Below are 18191 nucleotides of genomic sequence, written 5' to 3'. Positions count from 1 at the left end.
CCGCCCGCCGCGCCCCCACGACCGAGGAGTCGTTCAGCCCAGGGCCTTGCGCAGGAAGTCGACCTGGAGCAGCAGGAGGTTCTCGCTGGTCGTCTCGTCGGTGGGCATGTGGCTGACGCCCGGCAGCGGGAGGACCGTGTGCGGGCGGGCCGCCGCGGTCAGCGCCGCCGACAGGCGGAGGGCGTGGGCCAGCACGACGTTGTCGTCCACCGTTCCGTGCACGATCAGCATCGGCCGGTCCAGCTTCGGGGCGTCGGCCAGCAGCGAGTTCGCCTCGTAGACCTCCGGTGCCTCGTTCGGGTCGCCGAGGTAGCGCTCGGTGTAGTGGGTGTCGTACAGGCGCCAGTCCACGACCCCGGCACCGACCACCGCGGCGTGGAAGACGTCCGGTCGGCGCAGCACCGCCAGCGCGGCCAGGTAACCGCCGAAGGACCAGCCGCGGATCGCGACGCGGTCGAGGTCCAGCTCCGGGTGCTGCGCGGCCGCCGCGTGCAGCGCGTCGACCTGGTCCTGCAGCGGTGGCCCGGCCAGGTCACCGGCGATGGCGCGATCCCAGTCCGGGCCGCGGCCCGCCATGCCGCGGCCGTCGACGACCAGCACCGCGAAGCCCTGGTCGGCGAACCACTGCGAGGTCAGGAAGCCCTGCTGGCGGGACAGCACCCGCTGCGAGTGCGGGCCGCCGTAGGGATCCAGCAGCACCGGCAGCGGACCGTCCGACGGCTGGTAGCCGTTCGGCAGCAGCAGGGCGCCGCACAGCTCGCGCTCACCGAGGCGCAGCAGTTCGACGTTGAGGTCCACGCCGGGATCTTCGGCGCGGCTGGCGATCTCGGCGATCTCGCGGTCGCCCAGCCGCACCCGCACGCGGGTGCCCGGCTCGTCGAGGGTGGCGCTGGCGGTCACCAGCACCTCGCCGGAGCGGGTTCCGCTGTGCACGCCGGGCGCGGTGGTCAGGGGCTCGACGCCGGACTCGGTGACGCGGTAGAGGTGCACCTGCGTCGGATCCTGCTCGGAGGCCGAGATCAGGACGTCGTGCTCGCCGACGTCCAGGACGCTGCGGACCTGCAGCGGTGCCGACGTCCACGGCCGGTCGCCGACGACGAGCCGGTAAGCGCCGTCCTCGGCGCTGATGCGCACCAGGCGGCCGTCCGGCGTCCAGGCCGGCCAGCCCGGTTTGATCTCCACCCAGTGCGGGTCGGTGTCGCGGTGCACCTCGGTGGTGCGCCCGGTGTCCGGGTCGACCGCGAGGACCAGCTGGGTGCGCTGGTCGCGGGTCTGCACCGCGATCAGCGGGCGGCCGTGCCCGGACCAGTGCGCGGTGACCAGGTACGGGAACGCCTGCCGGTCCCAGTCGACCGCGACGCGCCCGCCGTCGAGGCCGACCAGCGCGAGGGTCACCTCGGCGTTCGCCGTCCCGGCCGCCGGGTAGCGCATCGGAGTCGGCTCGCGCGCCGGGTCGTTCGGGTCGCCGAGGTACCAGTTGCGCACCGGGGACTCGTCCACGCGGGCGGCCAGCAGCCGCGAGCCGTCCGGCGCCCACCAGTAGCCGCGGAAGCGGCCCATCTCCTCGGCGGCGATGAACTCCGCCGCGCCCCAGGTGATGTTCGCGCCGTCGGGTTCGGCCAGCGCCCGGTCACCGGAACCGTCCACTTCGATGACGCGCAGCGCACCACCGGACACGTAGGACACCCGGCGGCCGTCCGGGTCCAGCCGCGGGTCGGCGACGGGCCTGCGGACCGGGAGCTCGCGGGTCTCACCGGTGGCGACCGCGGTGTGGAAGAGCCGTCCGGACAACATGAACACGACCGAGTTCCCCGCGCGGTCCGCGGCGTAACCGGTGATGCCGCCCGCGCGTTCCCGCACGCGCTCGCGGCGCGCCTGCTCCTCCGGGCTCACTTCGTCGCTGTCCTGCAGCGCCGCCGGATCGGCCAGCACGCGCTCCTGGCCGGTCGCGGTGTCCAGCGCCCACAGGGAGTTGCGGGGATCGGTGCCGGCGGCCGAGCGCAGGAAGAGCACCGTCGCCCCGTTGCCGGTGGCGGTGAAGTTCCGGGGCGCGCCCAGGGTGAAGCCCTGAGTTCGCGCGCTGCGGCGGGGGAATGACGCGGACGACATGGAACCAGCCTGCCATTGGCGGTGCGCCGCGGTGCGAGCAGGTTCCGATCTGCCACGCGGACGGATTATTCGCCGGTGTGTCGGGCGGGGGTGCCCTTCGGCGTCGAACCTACCTTCGAGCCGAATCTGCAACGACCGCAGCGGCTTCGGGGCCGCCGAGACGGATGAGACCTGCCATGTACCTGTCGCTGGTGGTGCCGTGCCTCAACGAGGAGCACGGCCTGCAACGGTTCCACGACGCGCTGGTCGCGGCGCTGTCCGGACGCGTCCGGGATTACGAGGTGATCCTGGTCGACGACGGCAGCACCGACCGGACGCTGCGCGAGGCCCGCCGGCTGGCGGCGGCGGACCCGCGTGTCCGCTACGTGTCGCTGAGCCGCAACTTCGGGAAGGAACCGGCGATGCTGTGCGGATTGCGGCACGCGCTGGGCGATCGCGTCGCGCTGCTGGACGCCGACCTGCAGCACCCGCCGGAGCTGCTGCGCCGGATGCTGCCGCTGCTGGATTCCGGCTACGACCAGGTCGTGGCGTGCCGCACCAGGAGCGGGGAGCGCGGTTGGCGGTCGTTGCCCGCCAGGGCGTACTACCGGGCGGCTCGCCGGTTCGCCGGTGTCCGGTTGCCCGACGGTGCAGGTGATTTCCGGGTGCTGTCGCGGCGCGCGGTGGACGCGGTGCTGTCGCTGCCGGAGCACCACCGGTTCTCCAAGGGGCTGTTCGCCTGGATCGGTTTCGACACCGCCTACGTCGCCTTCCGCGACGCGCCGCGTCGCTCCGGCGGTTCGAAGTGGACCTTCGGTGCGCTGGTCGATCACGGTATCGACGGGCTGACCTCGTTCAACGCGAAACCGCTGCGGATCTCGCTGTACCTGGGCGCGTTGGTGGCGTGCGCGGCGGGCGCGTGGATCGCGCGCGCGGCGGCGAAGGCCATTGTGGACGGTTCGCGGGCGCCGGTGGGCGGGACGCTGCTCATCGGGATGGGCGGGCTTCAGCTGTGCTTCCTCGGCGTGCTCGGGGAGTACCTGGGGCGGACCTACGTCGAGACCAAGCGCCGACCGCAGTACCTGGTCAAGGAACTGGGACCGGACGTCTCGGCGCACCGTTCGCGGCCCGCCGAGCTGGTGCCGTGATGCGGCGCGGGACGCAGCTCGGGCGGTTCGCCCTGGTCGGCGGGGCGAACACGACCGTGCACTGCGCGGTCTACTTCGCTCTGCTCGCGTTGGTGCCGTACCTGCTGGCGCACGTGGTGGCGACCGCGACGGCCACGCTGTGCTCCTACCTGCTCAACTGCCGGTTCACCTTCGCGGTTCCGGTCCGGGCCCGCACGTTCCTGCTGTTCCCGCTGGTGAACCTGGCGCTGGTCGGGTTGAGCACGGTGGCGGTGGCCGTCGCGGTCGTGGCCGGTGTCGATCCGGTGCTGGCACCGCTCGTCGGAGGTGCCGCGGTGCTGCCCGCGACGTTCTTCGCGAGCCGGGCGGTGTTGACCGCGCGGCGCGGGAAGGCGTGCGGTGACTGGCCGTTCGCGGCCGGTGTCGGGGCGGTGGTCGCGGTGCTGTGCCAGATCCCGTTGCTGGTGAACCCGTCGTTCTACTTCTGGGACGACAGCGCGGCGCAGTTCCTGCCGATGTGGCACCGGTTGGGCGAGCGGCTGCTGGCCGGCGACTGGCCGCTGGGCCTGGACCTGGATTCGTGGATGGGCGGGAACCTGGCCGGTGAGGCGCTGTTCGGGATCTGGAACCCGGTGCACCTGCTGGACTTCCTGCTGGTGGTGTGGATCGGTGACCTCGCGATCGCCGCCGCGGTGGTGAAGACGCAGTTCCTCGTCGTGCTCGGTGTCGGCACGTTCCTGCTGTGCCGCAGCTACGGCGCGGCGCGCGGGATGGCCTCGGTGCTCGGCGCGGCGCTTCCGGTGTCCGGGTTCGTGCTGTACTTCCAGGCGGGCTCGTGGGCGGGTGGTCTCATGGGGTTCGCGTGGTTGCCGTGGGCCTGGTGGGCGCTGTGCCGGTCCGACCGGGTTCCGGCGTTCGCGGCGTGGATCCTGTGCTTCCTCTGCGTCTCGGCCGGTGATCCCTACAGCGTGCTGGCGTTGTGCCTGGTGTTCGCCGGGCTGCTGGTGGAGCGCGGCCGGGACCGGGTGCGGTTGGTGCTGCTCGGCGTCGCGGTCGCCGTCGCGCTGCCGCTGGTCTACGGCCCGGTGCTGGCGGCGTCGGAGGTCGGGTGGCGATCCGGGTACGCGTTCTTCAACACCGGGCAGCTGGTGCCGGGCGTCGGTGATCTCCTCAACGCGAGCCTGCCCTCGTTCCTCCCGCAGATCACCACGTTCGGCGCGTTCCGGACGTCGGTGCCCGCGACCTACTTCGCCTGGTTCGCAGTCCCGCTGCTGGCCTGGCTCGACTGGCGCGCCGTCCGGTGGCGCGGCTGCGCCTGCGCGGTGGTGCTGGTGGGCTGCTACCTGCTGCTGTGCCTGGGACCGTCGAACCTGTGGCTGTTCCGCTGGCCGCTGCGCAACGTCGTGGTGCTGCACCTGGCGATCGCCGTCCTGCTCGCCGTCGCGCTCTCCCGCGGTCTGCGCACCGACCGGTTCACGTTGCGGCTGTTCTGCTCCGCCGCGTCGATGCTGGCCGGCGGATACCTGGCCGTCGCCGCTTGGCCGGCGCAGGCGCCGAAGCACCTGGTTTCGCTGGCCCTGGTCGGCGCTCTGCTCCTGCTGGCGCTGCGCACCCGGATGCTCGTCGCGGTGCTGCACCTGGGCACCGCGTGCGTGCTGGCCTCGCAGGTGGTGTGGTTCCCGGTCAACCGGGACGTCGCGGCCTACCACTTCCCGGCGGACGTGCGGGAGTTGCGCACGCGCTTCGCCGCGTTCGGCACCGGCACCGTCGTGCAGATCGCCGACCGCGACCGCATCCCGCCCGAGCAGATCGTCTCGGGGCAGGCGTGGTCGCGGCTGCTGTTCGGCAACATGCCTGCCGCTGCCGGGATGGCGAACCTGGTGTCCTACACGGGGATCGGGCACGCCGCCCTGCACGCCGAGCTCTGCCTGAGCTACTTCGGCGCCACCTGCCCGCAGGCCTACGACCGGCTCTGGCCGCTGGCCGATCAGCTCCGCGTCGAGCACGTCGTGGTGCAGCGCAGGCTGCGCGAGGTGGCGACGGCTCCCGAAGGCTGGCGGATCGCGCGGCGGGACCGGGAAGTCGCCGTGCTCAGGCGGGAAGCGCCGATCGCCTGGCCGGAAGGGCGGTTGGGCGCGGTGCGGGGTGTGCGGGTGCTCGACGACGTGCAGCACGGGCAGGCCCGGGAAACCGTGCGCTTCGCCGGTGCCGGTGAGCTCGTCTTCGCGCGGCTGGCCTGGCCCGGTTATCGCGCGGAGGTGGATGACCGTCCGGTTCCGGTCGGGGCGACCGAGGCCGGGTTGCTCCGGGTGCGCGTCCCGGACTCCTCCGGTGGCGTGCTCACGCTCTCCTGGAGCCCGCCCGGTTTCGCCTGGCACGTCGCGCTGGTCTGCCTCGGGGCAGCGCTGGCCGCAGTGCTTTCCGCGTTTCCGGTGGCGCAGCGGAGGTCGCGATGAGAGCAGTGGCCTCGATCGTCGCGGCGCTGCTCGTGGTGCTCGCCGTGCCGGTCGCCGCGGATCCGCAGCGGTCGCACCTCCAGGTCGTGGCGCACCCGGACGACGACATCCTGTTCATGAACCCGGATCTGGCGATGTCGGTGCGTTCCGGGGCGGAGGTGACCACGGTGTTCCTGACCGCCGGGGAGAGCGATGTGCGCCCGGCCGCGCAGTACGCCGCGAAGCGGCAGGCCGGGGCCCGAGCCGCGTTCGCGGCGATGGCCGGTGCCGCCGACGACTGGCGGCGCGGGACGTTGCGGGTCGGCGGCCGGGAGGTCGAGGTGCAGGAGCTGCGCGCTCGGCCGGGAATCAGGCTGATCTTCCTGAACCTGCCCGACGACAACGATCCGCACGCCACCGGTGGCAAGCACGCGCTCACCCGGCTCTGGCGGGACCCGGTCGCGCGAGTCGCCACGCTGCGCCCGGACGGCTCCGCGGTCGCGGTCGCCGAGCACGACCGGACGTCGCTGATCGGGCTGCTGACCGGCTTGCACCGGCGCTTCGAGCCGGTCATCGTCCGCACTCACGACCCGGAGCCGGACACCCGCAACCAGCCGCAGTGGGGAGTCCACCACAACCACCCGGACCACGTGATGACCGCGCGGTTCGCCGAGATCGCGGTGCGGCGTGCCGCGATCCGGACCCACCTCGTGCACTACCGCGACTACGACATCGCCGATGCGCCGCCGAACCTGCCGCCGGCGGTGGTGGCCGACAAGCGGGCGATCTTCGAGCACTACGCCCGGCACGATCCCGTGGTGAGCCTCGGTGATCCGTACCGGACCTGGCTGCGGAGCATGCGGCAGCGCTGGCCGCGCGGCGCGAACTGGGCCGCGACCGACGGCTCGGGCCGGGAAGTGCACGTCTTCGTGCGCGGTGATCAGCTGTTCGCGGGCTCCGGAGCGGCGGAAGTCGTGGTGCCCACACCGGGATTCGTGCCGCGCTCGGCGGTTCTCGCGGATGAGCGCACGATCGTCGCGCAGGACCGCTACACCGGTGGGATCTTCTTGCGGGCGAACGGGAATCCGTGGATCGCGCTCGGTTCGCCGCGCGCCGCGGAGCGGCTGACGCACGTGGGGCCGCCGGGCGCCGCCGTGGTTCCCGGCGGGCGGATCGTGGTCGCGGCGAAGAACTCCGCCGGAGGGGTCGGCATCCGCTTCGCCGACGCGCCCGCGTGGGCCGATCTCGGGGGCACCGGCGTCCAGGACGAGGTGTCGGTGCTCGTGACGGCAACGGGGGAGGTGCACGTGCTGGCTGCGGCGCGGGCCGGATTGCTGCACTGGAAGGTGACCGGGACCGGTCGGGCGGAGCTCGTATCGCCGCCGTCGGCGCACCGTCCGGCCGGAGCGATCGCCGTGGCGGGAGGGCGTTTCGCCTCCGCCGCGTTCCGCGAAGCCGGGACCGGGCATCTCGTGGTGCTGGGGGAGCGGGCCGGGTGGGGCGTGGTGCGCCGGGTGGCGGTCGCCGCCACCTCCGATCCGGCGGTGGCGGCGGGGAATCCGCCGGTCCTGGCCGTTCGCGGGTCCGGCGGTCGGATCGAGGTCTTCGGCGCCGAGCGGACCGCCGTGCCCGGGACGGCGGTCGGCGATCCGGCGCTCACCCCGGACGGCCGGTTCGTGGTCGCGCTGGGCGACGACGGCCGGATGCGAGTGAGCCCGCGCCCCCGGACGGGGACGCGGGCTCCGCGATCACTTCGCTCAGGCAGCCGCTCGCGCGGTCTCCGCCGCGCTGATCCTGCGGGCTTCACCCGGGTCGGCCGGGTCCTTGACCTTCAGGCTCAGGAACGCGACCAGGATGTAGAGCACGCTGAACGCGATGGCCACACCGCCGCCGCCGACCAGCGGGAACAGGATGGTGACCACGACCGGGCCGACGAACGCGGCGCCACCGGCACCGAAGTTCAGGATGGCCAGGGCCGCGCCCTTGTCCTTGGGGGCGACCATCGACGGCATCAGCGCCGACAGCGGGACGAAGCCGGCCAGCAGGATGCCGTAGACGACGCCGAAGGTGGCCGTCACCACGAAGCTCTGGGTGGTCACCGCGGTGAAGTACCAGAGCGGGGTCGCGATGGCGCAGCCCACGCAGCCGAACCAGGTGATGGTGCGCCGCCAGCCGAAGCGGTCCGCGAAGACGCCGAAGAACAGGTTCGCGGCGATGTTGGCGCCGTAGCTGATGGAGGCGAGGGTGGCGACCTGCGCGGCGGTGAGGAAGCCGCCGCCCGGCGTGGCCGGGCCCAGCACGAACGGGAACATCGCGAAGAAGCCGTACTGCGGCGCGGTGTTGACGATGCGGATCAGGCCGCCGGCCAGCGTCCGCCGGTCGCGCCACAGGATGTCCACGCCCTCGGCCAGCCGCTTGAGGCTGCGCGGGTTCTTGACCGACTCGTCGGCGATCGGCATCAGGCCGTGCTTCTCGCGGACCGCGAAGCTGCCGATGAGCACACCGATGGTGACCACGACCAGCGACAGCACCAGCGTGCCGTGCTGGCTCAGGCCGAAGCCGCCCATCGCGACGGCGGCCAGCGCCGCGCCCAGCGTCGGCAGACCGCCGGTGAAGGCGAACCAGAACCAGCCGGCGACCGAGCCGCGCATCTTGACCGGGCTGGCGATCTGCACCCACACCAGGAACGCGAAGGCGAACAGCGGGTAGGCGAAGCCGCGGATGCCGTAGGTGGCCACGATGAACGTCGCGTTCTGCGAGGGCAGCGCCACGAACAGGAACAGGAGCTCGAACACGATCCACCAGGCGCCACCGAGCCACATCACCCGGCGCGGGCCCCAGATCGCCGACAGCGTCCCGGAGAACCACGAAGCGATCATCGCCGCGACGCCGTAGATGGTGACCGTGGCGAACGCCGCGGTCGAGCCGGGCAGGCCGCCGCCCTCGGGCTGCTGCAGGTAGTCCGAGAGGAAGGTGGTCTCCACGCCGTCGCCGATCATGAAGATCAGCACGGCGACGAAGCCCCAGAACAGGGGCTTGGGAATGCCGATGCGGTCGAGCCTGCTGGCCGGGCGCTCCGCTGTGGTCTGTTGGGACATCACTGTCTCCAAGGAGTGGAAGTTCTCGGCGCACGCTCACAGCGGGCCGGTCTACGAGTGCTGGCTATCATGCACCTCGTTCATATTAACGCGCAAGACGTTAATTTGGAGAAATTCGGCGCATCACAGGCCGCGCCACACCGCGTGTTCGCACCGGTACCGCCGGTCACTCCAGGGTGGCCAGGCGGACGTCGGTCTGCTCGCGCATCTCCTCCACCAGCGCCGCGTCCAGATCGCCGGCCAGCAGGACGTGGTCGAAGGCGCTGACCGGGGCGAACTGGTGCAGCGCGGAGCGGGCCACCTTGCTGGCGTCCATCAGCAGCACCTTGGTCGTGGCGCTGGCCAGCATCGCCCGCTTGACCAGCACGATCTCCTGCTCCTGGTGGAAGGTGAGCCGCGCGTTCATCGCCGAGGTGGACAGGAACACGATGTCGACCGAGAAGGCGTTGATCATCTCCTGGCACGGCAGGCCCAGGTAGGAGTCGTGGGTGCGGGAGTACTCGCCGCCCAGCCCGATCAGCCGGATGTCGGGCACGTCGCGCAGCGTCTCCTGCACCTGCCGGTAGTTGCTGACCACGGTCAGCGGCCCGACGTCCGGCAGCAGCCTGGCCAGCGCGAGCGCGGTGGTGGAGTCGTCCAGCATCACCGACATGCCGGGCGTGATGAACTGCAGCGCGTCCCTGGCCAGCGCGTCCTTCTCGGCGGTGTGGGTGTGCAGCCGGAAGTCCGAGCTGCTCTCGAACACCGTGGAGGGCTGGGCGGAGACGCCGCCGTGGTACTTGCGCAGCAGGCCCCTGGTGACCAGGTCGTCGAGGTCGCGGTGCACCGTCATCAGGCTGACGCCGGTCAGCTCGGACAGTTCCGCGGCGCTGGCGAAGCCCTGCGCGACCACGTGGTCGATGATCTTCTGCTGGCGCAGGAGGCGGGGGGACTGCTTCTTCGGTGCGGACGCCATGCGGCCATCTTGCCGCCCGCGGCGGACTGTTAGGGACGTGATGCTGAACTATCATCCAAAGGGTGACAATTAACGTTGATCATGTTAATTTGAGACGTGTCAGTGATTGGCGGGAGGTTTGAGATGACCCGGTCCGAGCAGCCGAACGGCGCCCACAGCGCGGTCGTTTTCGACATGGACGGCGTCCTGGTCGAGAGCGAGCACCTGTGGGAGCGGATGTGGGCCAAGTTCGCCGCCGCGCGCGGCAAGACCTGGACCGTTGAGCAGACCCGGCAGGTCCAGGGCATGAGCGCGCCCGAGTGGTCGGCGTTCCTCGCGAAGTTCGCCGAGGCCACCGAATCCGCCGAGGCCACCGAGAAGATCGTGGTCGACGACATGATCGCCGCGCTCGAAGGCGGCGAGATCGAGCTGCTGCCGGGATCGGCCCGGATGGTCACCGAGGCCGCCGAGCGCGCCCCGATCGCGCTCGCCTCCTCCGCGCCGCGCCGGCTGATCGACGCCGTGCTGGAGCGCCACGGCCTGATCCAGCACTTCAGCGCCACGGTCTCCAGCGCCGAGGTGCCCAAGGGCAAGCCCAGCCCCGACGTGTACCTCTCGGCCGCCGAGAAGCTCGGCCAGGACCCGAAGCGGTGCCTGGCGGTCGAGGACTCCAGCAACGGCCTGCGCGCCGCGGCCGCCGCCGGGATGACCGTGGTGGCCATCCCCAACGCCGACTACCCGCCCGCCGAGGACGCGCTGGCCGGTGCCAGCTACATCGCCTCGGACCTCGACGACGTGCGGCAGCGCCTGGTGGGCTCGCTGCCCGAGCCGGTCGGCAGCTGACCCTCCCGTTCCCCACCCCGGCGCCCCGCCGCCCCGCCGGGCGGACGACCCCGGTTCTGAGCACGCAGAATCGGGGTAGCGCCGCAAGCCAGCTCTTTGTGACAAAGGAGTCCTCATGACCCGCGTACTGGCCGCAGGTGACCACTTCGTCGCCCCCGAGGTGTTCGTCGACGCCCTGCGCAGCAGCGCAGGCGCGCACGACCTGCAGTTCAGCACCCTGAAGCTGCCGTGGCCGGTGGAGCCGTTCGGCCCGGTCGGCAACGTGCACGAGGCCAGCGGCACCGAGCAGCAGCTGCTCGACGCGCTGGGCGACGCGGAGATCGTGGCCACCCAGATGGCGCCGTTCACCGCCGACGTGCTGGCCGCCACCCCGAACCTGAAGTTCGTCGGTGTCTGCCGCGGCGGGCCGGTGAACGTCGACCTGCAGGCCGCCACCGACAACGGCGTGATCGTCAGCTACGCGCCTGGCCGCAACGCCGCCGCTGCCGCCGAGTTCGCCGTCGGCCTGACGCTGGCCGCGCTGCGCCGCATCCCCGGATCCGACGCCGAGCTGAAGTCGGGCAACTGGCGCGGTGACTACTACGCCTACGAGAACGCCGGCATCGAGCTGGAGGGCGCCACCGTCGGCCTCGTCGGCTACGGCGCGATCGGCAAGATCGTGGCCCGCGTGCTCAAGGCCTTCGGCTCGCACGTGCTGGTCTCCGACCCGTTCGTCAAGACCGAGGACGCCGCGCGCGACGGCGTCGAGCTGGTCGAGCTCGACGACCTGCTGCGCCGCAGCTCGGTGGTCAGCCTGCACGCGCGGCTCACCCCCGAGACCAAGAACCTGCTCAACGCCGACAACCTCAAGCTGCTGCCGGAAGGCGCGGTGCTGATCAACTCCGCGCGCGGTGGGCTGCTGGACTACGCGCCGCTGCCGGAGATGCTGAAGTCCGGCAGGCTCGGTGCGCTGGCCGTGGACGTCTACGACATCGAGCCGCCGCCGCGCGATTGGCCGCTGTTCGACGCGCCGAACGTCATCACCACCCCGCACCTGGCGGGCGCCACGCGCCAGACCGCGCACCGCGCCGCGCAGATCGTGGCCGGTGAGGTCGCGCTGTTCCTGGAGGGCAAGCGCCCGCGCTTCGTGGCCAACCCCGACGTGCTGGCCCAGTTCGAGGGCCTGCGGCCATGATCATCGGTGTCGACGTCGGAACGTCGGTGACCAAGGCGTCGCTGCTCAACCGCGACGGAACCGCCCTGGTCACGCACAGCATGCGCAGCACGCTCAACCGGCTGCCCGGCGGCCGGGTCGAGCAGGACCTCGACGAGGTCATCAGCTCGGTGATCCGCGTGGTCCGGGAAGTCGCCGCGGTGGCCGAGAGCACCGGCGAACCGGTCGAGGCGCTGGCCATCACCGGCCAGGGCGACGGCCTGTGGCTGCGCGACCACCAGGGCCAGCAGGTCGGCCCGGCGATCTCGTGGCTGGACGCCAGGGCCGCCGGAATCCTGGACGGCTGGGGCGAATCCGGCGTGCAGCGCGAGGTCTTCGGGCTCACCGGGTCGGGGATGTTCCCCGGCTCGGCCGGTCCGCTGCTGGCGCACCTCGCCGAGCACTCCCCGGAGCGGCTGGAGCGGGCCGCGGTCGCCGGTTACTGCGTCGATGCGATCGTGCAGCGCTTCACCGGTGAGATCACCGTGGACGCCTCCGACGCCTCGCTGCCGTTCCTGGACGTGACCACGCGCAGCTACTCGCAGGAAGCGCTGGAGGCGTGCGGGATTTCCGAGCACCGCAGGCTGCTCGCCGAGCCCGCGCCGCCGAACAAGCTGTTCGCGCTGGACGGCAAGGCGGCCAGGGAGCTCGGGCTGCCCGCCGGGCTGCCGGTGTCGGCGGGTCCGTTCGACCTGCCCGCCTGCGCCTTCGGCTCCGGCGTCACCAACGTCGGCGACGGCAGCCTGGTCATCGGCACGACGCTGGGCTGCCAGGTGCTGCGCGACGAGTTCGCCGTGGACCCGCAGGGCGAGGTCGCGGGCATGTGGCTGGCCACCCCGCTGCCGGAGCGCTACCTGCGGGTGATGCCGGCGATGGTCGGCACCGCCAACCTGGACTGGGTGCTGTCCATGGTCGGCGCCGGTGTGGACCAGCTGGAAACGCTGCTGAACAGCAGCAAGCCCGGCGCCGGTGGCGCGTCGGCGCTGTCGTTCCTGTCCACCTCGGGGGAGCGGGCGCCGTTCGTGGCGCCGCACGCGCGCGGCCAGTTCACCGGGCTGTCGCTGGACACCTCGCAGGCGGACCTGGTGCGGGCGATGTGCGAGGCGGTGGCCTACGCGGCCCGCCACAACCTGGAGTCCGCCGGGCTCACCGGCGAGGTCTCGGCCTGCGGTGGCGGGGCGCGCTCGGCGGCGTGGAGCCAGATCTTCGCCGACGTGCTCGGCAGGCCGCTGCACGTGCCCTACGAGGAAGGCGTGGGTGCGCGCGGCGCGGCCATGACCGCGTGGGACTCGCTGGGCGAGCCGGTGGACCGCGAGCTGTGGGCCGCCGCGCGACGTACCGTGCAGCCGCACCCGAACGCGGTGGAGTTCTACGAACGCGGCTACCGCGAGTACCTGGTTTCGATCGACCGCGCCCGCCCGCACTGGGGCGCGAGCTCCTGACTGCTGCTTGAGGAGAAGTGCGATGACGCGCTTGTACGACGACCCGGCGAGGTTCACCGAGGACATGGTGACCGGCTTCGTGGCCGCGCACCCCACCTACGTCCGGCAGGTGCCGGGCGGTGTGGTCCGGGCCGAGCGGCCCCGGCGGGGCAAGGTCGCCGTGGTCACCGGTGGCGGTTCCGGGCACTACCCGGCGTTCTGCGGTGTGGTCGGGCCGGGCTTCGCCGACGGTTCGGTGATCGGCAACATCTTCACCTCGCCGTCGGCCGACGACGCCTACTCGGTGGGCCGGGCGGTGGACCGCGGTGCCGGTGTGGTGTTCTCCTTCGGCAACTACGCCGGGGACAACATGAACTTCGGCCTGGCGGTGGAGCGCCTGGAGCGCGACGGGATCCGCGCGCACAACGTGGTGGTCACCGATGACGTGGCCAGCGCCCCGGCCGCGGAGCAGAACAAGCGCCGCGGCGTGGTCGGCGACTTCGTGGTGTTCAAGGTCGCCTCGGCGGCGGCCGAGGAGGGCTACGACTTCGACGAGGTCGTGCGGGTCGCGGAGCACGCCAACGAGCGGACCCGCAGCCTGGGCGTGGCCTTCGACGGCTGCACGCTGCCGGGTCAGGACCACCCGCTGTTCGAGGTGCCGGAGGGCCGGATGGGCCTCGGGCTGGGCATCCACGGCGAGCCGGGTGTGTCGGAGCGGGAGATGCCGTCGGCCTCGGAACTGGCGAAGATCCTCGTCGACGGCGTGCTGGCGGAGGCACCGGAGACCGGTTCCCGCCGAGTGACGGCGATCCTCAACGGTCTGGGCGCCACCAAGTACGAAGAGCTGTTCGTGGTCTGGGGCACGGTGTCCCGCCTGCTGGCGGAAGCGGGTGTGGAGGTCGTCGCCCCCGAGGTCGGCGAGCTGGTGACCAGCCTGGACATGGCGGGCTGCTCGCTGACGCTGACCTGGCTGGACGACGAGCTGGAGCGCCTGTGGCAGGCCCCGGCGGACACGCCTGCCTACCGCAAGGGCAACGTCGGGATCGCGGCCGCGGATGCGGACGCGGCGGACGAGGAGCTGCCGGCACTGCCGGAGAAGGTGGTCGTGGTGGCCCCGGCGGAAGGCCAGGCGACGGCGACGACCGTGGTCGAGGCCCTGCGCGAGATCGCGGACCTGCTGCGCGACCAGGAGGAGGAGCTGGGCCGCCTCGACGCGATCGCGGGCGACGGCGACCACGGCCGGGGCATGACGCGCGGCAGCGCGGCGGCGATCGAGGCAGCGGAAGCGGCGGCGGCGCAGGGCGTCGGCCCGGCTGCGGTGCTCGTCGACGCCGGTGACGCGTGGGCGGCGAAGGCGGGCGGCACCTCGGGTGTCCTGTGGGGTGCGGCGCTGCGGTCCTTCGGCGACCTGCTGCCGGACCACCGCGCGACGTTGCCGGGCGACCTGGCCGCGGGTGCGGCGGCGGCCCTCGCCGCGGTGCAGCGCCTGGGCCGCGCCGAGCTCGGCGACAAGACGCTGGTCGACGCGCTGGTGCCCTTCGTCGAGAAGCTGCGCGGCGAGGTCGACGGCGGCGCGAGCGGCCGCGAGGCCTGGGCACGAGCGTCGGAGGTGGCCACCGAAGCCGCGGCGAAGACCGCGGACCTGCGGCCCCGCACCGGACGCGCCCGACCGCTGGCGGAGCGCAGCGTCGGAACGCCGGACCCCGGCGCGACGTCGCTGGCGCTCGCGCTCACCCGGATCGGCGAGGTGCTCGCCGGTGACAGGAAGGACGGACAGAAGTGACTGAGCAGCAGGCGCCGCTGCGCATCGTGGTCGGCTCCGACGACGCGGGGCTGCAGTACAAGGACGCGCTGAAGAAGGACCTGGAGAACGACCCGCGAGTGGCCGACGTGGTGGACGTGGGCGTGGGTTCCGACGAGCACACGGCCTACCCGCACGTGGCGGTCAACGCGGCCCGGCTGGTGGCCGAGGGCAAGGCGGACCGCGCGCTGCTGGTGTGCGGCACCGGCCTGGGTGTGGCGATCAGCGCGAACAAGGTGCCGGGCATCCGCGCGGTCACCGCGCACGACAGCTACTCGGTGGAGCGCTCGATCCTGAGCAACAACGCGCAGGTGCTGTGCTTCGGCCAGCGGGTGGTGGGCCTGGAGCTGGCCCGCAGGCTCGCATCGGAGTGGCTGGGGTACCACTTCGACGAGTCCTCGCCGTCGGCTGAGAAGGTGGCGGCGATCAGCGGTTACGAGTCGGCGTCGGACGTCCCCGGCGCCTCCTGTTGAACGAAGGTGTGAAGTGAGCAGTTCGCGACTGGCCGCGCAACGGAGCGAGGTCATCGCCATCGCCCAGCGCATGACGGCGGACCGGCTGGTGGTAGGCACCTCCGGCAACATCTCGGTCCGCAGCGGTGACCTGGTGGCGGTGACGCCCTCCGGTGTCGACTACGACGACCTCCAGGTCGCCGACATCCCCGTGGTGAACCTCGACGGCGACGTGGTGGAGGGCGACCTCAAGCCGACGTCGGAACTGCCGATGCACCTGACCGCGTACCGCGAGCACGACGCGGGCGCGGTGGTGCACACGCACTCGCTGAACGCGACGGCGTTGTCGTTGCTGCGCGACGAGGTCCCTGCGGTGCACTACCAGCTGGCGGACTTCGGCGGCCCGGTGCGGGTGGCGGAGTACGCGACGTTCGGCACCCCCGAGCTGGCGCAGTCGATGTCGAAGGCCCTGACCGACCGCACCGGCTGCATCCTGCGCAACCACGGCACGGTGACCATCGCGGACTCGCTGCCGAAGGCCTACAACCGCGCCCGGCAGCTGGAGTGGCTGTGCGAGCTGTGGTTGACCGCGAAGCGGATCGGTGACCCCAGCCTGCTGAGCGACGAGGAAATGGCCCGCTGCGCGGAGCTCTTCAGCGGATACGGACAGCAGTCCCGCTGAACCCGGGGGGCGTGTGCGCACAGCACGGCGTGCGCCCACGCCTGCCGCCCGGCAGCAGGCGTCACGCGATGCCCTCCGGGGCCCTGGGTGCAGGGATGAGATTCCGGAGGGTTTCGCGGTATCCGGCGGGCAGTGCTCTGCCGCCAGGTCTGGGCACCCGCGACGGGTCCACGTCGGACGGTGGTGTGAACACCGGACGACCGTGGTGCAGCTCGATTCCCCACCGCTGGCCGTGCACGACGCGGTGGTGATGCGCGCACAGCATGACCATGTTCTCGACGGTGGTGGGTCCGCCGTCGATCCAGTGCACGACGTGGTGCGCCTGTGGTGTGCCGGGCGGGCGGTCGCAGCCCGGGAACGCGCACACGCCGTCGCGCTGCAACAGGGCGGCCCGGATGTGCGTGGGTGCCGTTCGTTGGGAGGTTCCGACGTCCAGCGGGAGGCTGTCGCCGCCGAGCACCATCGGCAGCACATCGCAGTCGCAGGCGATGCGGCGGACGTTCTCGGCCGTGATGGACTGCTCGGTCGTCTGGAGCGTGCCGGGCATGCCCTCATCGCCGAGCAGCAGTCCGCGCTTGAGGTCGTCGAAGTCGATGGTGATGTTCAGGTGCGGCCGCTGGCCTCCGACCCGGGGCATCTGGTCGGAGTCCAGGACCAGGTCGACCATCGCCGCGAATCCGTCGGCGTTGCGCTGTCCGGCGCTGCGCGGATCCTTCTCGCCATCGGTCTCGCGCCGAGGCCCGGCCAGCGGCTGGAGTGCTTCGACGAACTTCGCCCCGACTTCCCGGTCGAGCCGCGCTTTGACGACCAGCATGCCGTCCCGCCCGGTGGCGTAGTGCAGCTCCCGCCCCTCGTGCTGCGCCTCCTCGTCGCGATGCGCCCCGTCCTGGTCCAGCAGGTACTTGATGCGCTCGGCCAGCTTGGCGAGATCGCGCGGGCACATGCGGCGCCCGTTGTCGGCCAGGATCGCGTCGATCTCGGCGGTCTGGTGCACCCGCGCGTGCTCGGGCATGGTCCGCACGCAGCGGGAAACCACCCGCGCATGCTCGACCCCGATGGCCCCGGCGGCCAGCGCGGCAGCGGTGGCGGGAAGGTCGGCGCCCAGCGGTTCGCCCCAGCTGGTCGTCTGCTGCTCGACGTCCCGCGCCACGACGACACGGCCCTTGGCCTCCGAGAAGTCGATGTTGAGCAGCCCCTGCAGCCAGGCCTGAGGTGAACGAGCCCCCTGCTCGACGTGCAACCCGCGATGCCCGGCCTCGGCGATCAACTGCAACTGCCGCATCCGAGCTATCCGCACAACTCGCTCGATCTCCGCGATCTCAGCAACGATCTCGGCATCGCGAAGCTCCACCGCAGCCCGCTCAACAGCGCAGGGCTCAACGGCTGCCCCAACCTCGGTGGCGGCAGCCGGAGCGGACACCGAGCCCGAACGGCCCTCGGCGTCACCAGCGGAACTCATCAAAAGCGGTGCCATACAACGATTATCGCAAGAATCGAACTGAATTTCGACAGAATATCGATCGCTCGATGTGGTGATCCAGCTCGGCCTCGGCGACTGTTCTGGAACCGGGCGGATGCTTGGAGGGCTGCCCGGCACCCGGTGCCCGGTGGTGATACCGGAGCGGGGTTGGTGGGGGATGGATGGCGTGTCGTACGGGGTTGCGTTCGGGTCGAGGCGGTGGGCGGTCGGCTTCGCGGGTGCGGCAGTTTTGCCTGAAATTGGCCACGTTCTTGACGGCTCCTGCGGTGAGGGCGCAGCCAATTTCAGGCAAAACTGCCCGCCGTCACCACCACGGGTTCCGTCGCGTGATCAGACGCCCGGCTCCTCAGGGCGGCGTCCGCTCCAAGGGTCGTGACACGAGATTTCGGAGATGGCACGGCCCTCGACGAAACGTCAGAAGCCAGAAGAAAACCTCTGCACCCCAAGCAATCCCACCAAACCACCAAAAACCAAACCCCAGAATCCCCAACCCCCCAACCAACCGAAACCCCACGCCAAAACCGAACCTATCCCACACCGGGCCATCCCCGTGACATAGAGCCAAAACGGGGCTGCGGTCCGGATGTCAAGCCTGAAACCCCGAAGGGGCGGCCGAAGGCCGGGCTTGACATCCGGAC

General features: G+C 71.7%; 13 protein-coding genes and 1 pseudogene. 9 read left to right on the top strand and 5 right to left on the bottom strand.

Going from position 1 to position 18191, the window contains the following annotated elements; all coding sequences use genetic code 11:
* Positions 1-33 precede the first annotated feature (33 nt).
* Complete coding sequence (locus tag OU416_RS40010) at positions 34-2109, bottom strand: S9 family peptidase (RefSeq protein WP_270932322.1); 2076 nt, start codon at positions 2107-2109, stop codon at positions 34-36.
* 176 nt (positions 2110-2285) lie between these two features.
* Here OU416_RS40010 and OU416_RS40005 point away from each other — a divergent pair, with 176 nt between their 5' ends.
* From OU416_RS40005 to OU416_RS40355, 3 genes and pseudogenes are all read left to right on the top strand, one after another.
* Positions 2286-3236, top strand: coding sequence for a glycosyltransferase family 2 protein (locus OU416_RS40005; RefSeq protein ID WP_270932321.1), 951 nt, complete (start codon positions 2286-2288; stop codon positions 3234-3236).
* Positions 3236-5671, top strand: coding sequence for a GtrA family protein (locus OU416_RS40000; protein ID WP_270932320.1), 2436 nt, complete (start codon positions 3236-3238; stop codon positions 5669-5671). Before OU416_RS40005 ends, OU416_RS40000 begins: the two co-directional genes overlap by 1 nt.
* Positions 5668-6315, top strand: a pseudogene (locus tag OU416_RS40355) (PIG-L family deacetylase); the annotation flags it as partial. The gene OU416_RS40000 and the pseudogene OU416_RS40355, both read left to right, overlap by 4 nt.
* A gap of 383 nt (positions 6316-6698) precedes the next feature.
* On the opposite strand, the gene OU416_RS39995 reads toward OU416_RS40355, so the two are convergent.
* The 3 genes from OU416_RS39995 to OU416_RS39985 all read right to left on the bottom strand — a co-directional run bounded on the left by OU416_RS39995 (position 6699) and on the right by OU416_RS39985 (position 9703).
* Positions 6699-6863 carry a hypothetical protein gene (locus tag OU416_RS39995; protein ID WP_270932319.1) on the bottom strand — a complete coding sequence of 55 codons (165 nt, stop codon included), beginning with the start codon at positions 6861-6863 and terminating at the stop codon, positions 6699-6701.
* A 544-nt stretch (positions 6864-7407) separates the two neighbouring features.
* Positions 7408-8748: an MFS transporter gene (locus OU416_RS39990; RefSeq protein WP_270932318.1), complete on the bottom strand. Its 1341-nt coding sequence runs from the start codon at positions 8746-8748 to the stop codon at positions 7408-7410.
* Between the two features lie 166 nt (positions 8749-8914).
* Entirely contained in the window at positions 8915-9703 is a 789-nt protein-coding gene (locus OU416_RS39985; RefSeq protein ID WP_270932317.1) for a DeoR/GlpR family DNA-binding transcription regulator, read from the bottom strand.
* 123 nt (positions 9704-9826) lie between these two features.
* Between OU416_RS39985 and OU416_RS39980 the strand changes: the two genes are divergently transcribed.
* The 6 genes from OU416_RS39980 to OU416_RS39955 all read left to right on the top strand — a co-directional run bounded on the left by OU416_RS39980 (position 9827) and on the right by OU416_RS39955 (position 16073).
* On the top strand, positions 9827-10525 hold the full coding sequence (locus OU416_RS39980) for an HAD family hydrolase (protein ID WP_270932316.1): 699 nt from the start codon (positions 9827-9829) through the stop codon (positions 10523-10525).
* A 115-nt stretch (positions 10526-10640) separates the two neighbouring features.
* Positions 10641-11699, top strand: coding sequence for a 2-hydroxyacid dehydrogenase (locus OU416_RS39975; protein ID WP_270932315.1), 1059 nt, complete (start codon positions 10641-10643; stop codon positions 11697-11699).
* A complete protein-coding gene (locus OU416_RS39970) occupies positions 11696-13159 on the top strand; it encodes an FGGY-family carbohydrate kinase (RefSeq protein WP_270932314.1) in 1464 nt (487 codons plus the stop codon). The genes OU416_RS39975 and OU416_RS39970 overlap by 4 nt, the downstream gene beginning before the upstream one ends.
* A gap of 22 nt (positions 13160-13181) precedes the next feature.
* Entirely contained in the window at positions 13182-14921 is a 1740-nt protein-coding gene (locus tag OU416_RS39965) for a dihydroxyacetone kinase family protein (RefSeq protein WP_270932313.1), read from the top strand.
* A complete protein-coding gene (locus tag OU416_RS39960) occupies positions 14918-15412 on the top strand; it encodes a ribose-5-phosphate isomerase (RefSeq protein WP_270932312.1) in 495 nt (164 codons plus the stop codon). Before OU416_RS39965 ends, OU416_RS39960 begins: the two co-directional genes overlap by 4 nt.
* A gap of 13 nt (positions 15413-15425) precedes the next feature.
* Complete coding sequence (locus tag OU416_RS39955) at positions 15426-16073, top strand: class II aldolase/adducin family protein (RefSeq protein WP_270932311.1); 648 nt, start codon at positions 15426-15428, stop codon at positions 16071-16073.
* Between the two features lie 61 nt (positions 16074-16134).
* On the opposite strand, the gene OU416_RS39950 is transcribed toward OU416_RS39955, so the two are convergent.
* A complete protein-coding gene (locus OU416_RS39950; RefSeq protein ID WP_270932310.1) occupies positions 16135-17424 on the bottom strand; it encodes an HNH endonuclease signature motif containing protein in 1290 nt (429 codons plus the stop codon).
* Between the last annotated feature and the right edge of the window lie 767 nt (positions 17425-18191).

This window comes from Saccharopolyspora indica (assembly GCF_027853965.1).
In the GTDB taxonomy this organism is placed as follows: Bacteria; Actinomycetota; Actinomycetes; order Mycobacteriales; family Pseudonocardiaceae; genus Saccharopolyspora; species Saccharopolyspora indica.
Note: the sequence above shows the minus strand (reverse complement) of the source record. Positions and strands in the feature narration are given on the sequence as shown.

What these genes read in the sequence shown, in the direction of transcription:
- OU416_RS39995 (WP_270932319.1), bottom strand. Translation starts at nt 6,863, where the DNA reads ATGCCGACCCCTCCGGCGGAGTTCTTCGCCGCGACCACGATCCGCCCG.
- OU416_RS40010 (WP_270932322.1), bottom strand. Translation starts at nt 2,109, where the DNA reads ATGTCGTCCGCGTCATTCCCCCGCCGCAGCGCGCGAACTCAGGGCTTC.
- OU416_RS39965 (WP_270932313.1), top strand. Translation starts at nt 13,182, where the DNA reads ATGACGCGCTTGTACGACGACCCGGCGAGGTTCACCGAGGACATGGTG.
- OU416_RS39975 (WP_270932315.1), top strand. Translation starts at nt 10,641, where the DNA reads ATGACCCGCGTACTGGCCGCAGGTGACCACTTCGTCGCCCCCGAGGTG.
- OU416_RS39990 (WP_270932318.1), bottom strand. Translation starts at nt 8,748, where the DNA reads ATGTCCCAACAGACCACAGCGGAGCGCCCGGCCAGCAGGCTCGACCGC.
- OU416_RS39970 (WP_270932314.1), top strand. Translation starts at nt 11,696, where the DNA reads ATGATCATCGGTGTCGACGTCGGAACGTCGGTGACCAAGGCGTCGCTG.
- OU416_RS39980 (WP_270932316.1), top strand. Translation starts at nt 9,827, where the DNA reads ATGACCCGGTCCGAGCAGCCGAACGGCGCCCACAGCGCGGTCGTTTTC.
- OU416_RS39985 (WP_270932317.1), bottom strand. Translation starts at nt 9,703, where the DNA reads ATGGCGTCCGCACCGAAGAAGCAGTCCCCCCGCCTCCTGCGCCAGCAG.
- OU416_RS40005 (WP_270932321.1), top strand. Translation starts at nt 2,286, where the DNA reads ATGTACCTGTCGCTGGTGGTGCCGTGCCTCAACGAGGAGCACGGCCTG.
- OU416_RS40000 (WP_270932320.1), top strand. Translation starts at nt 3,236, where the DNA reads ATGCGGCGCGGGACGCAGCTCGGGCGGTTCGCCCTGGTCGGCGGGGCG.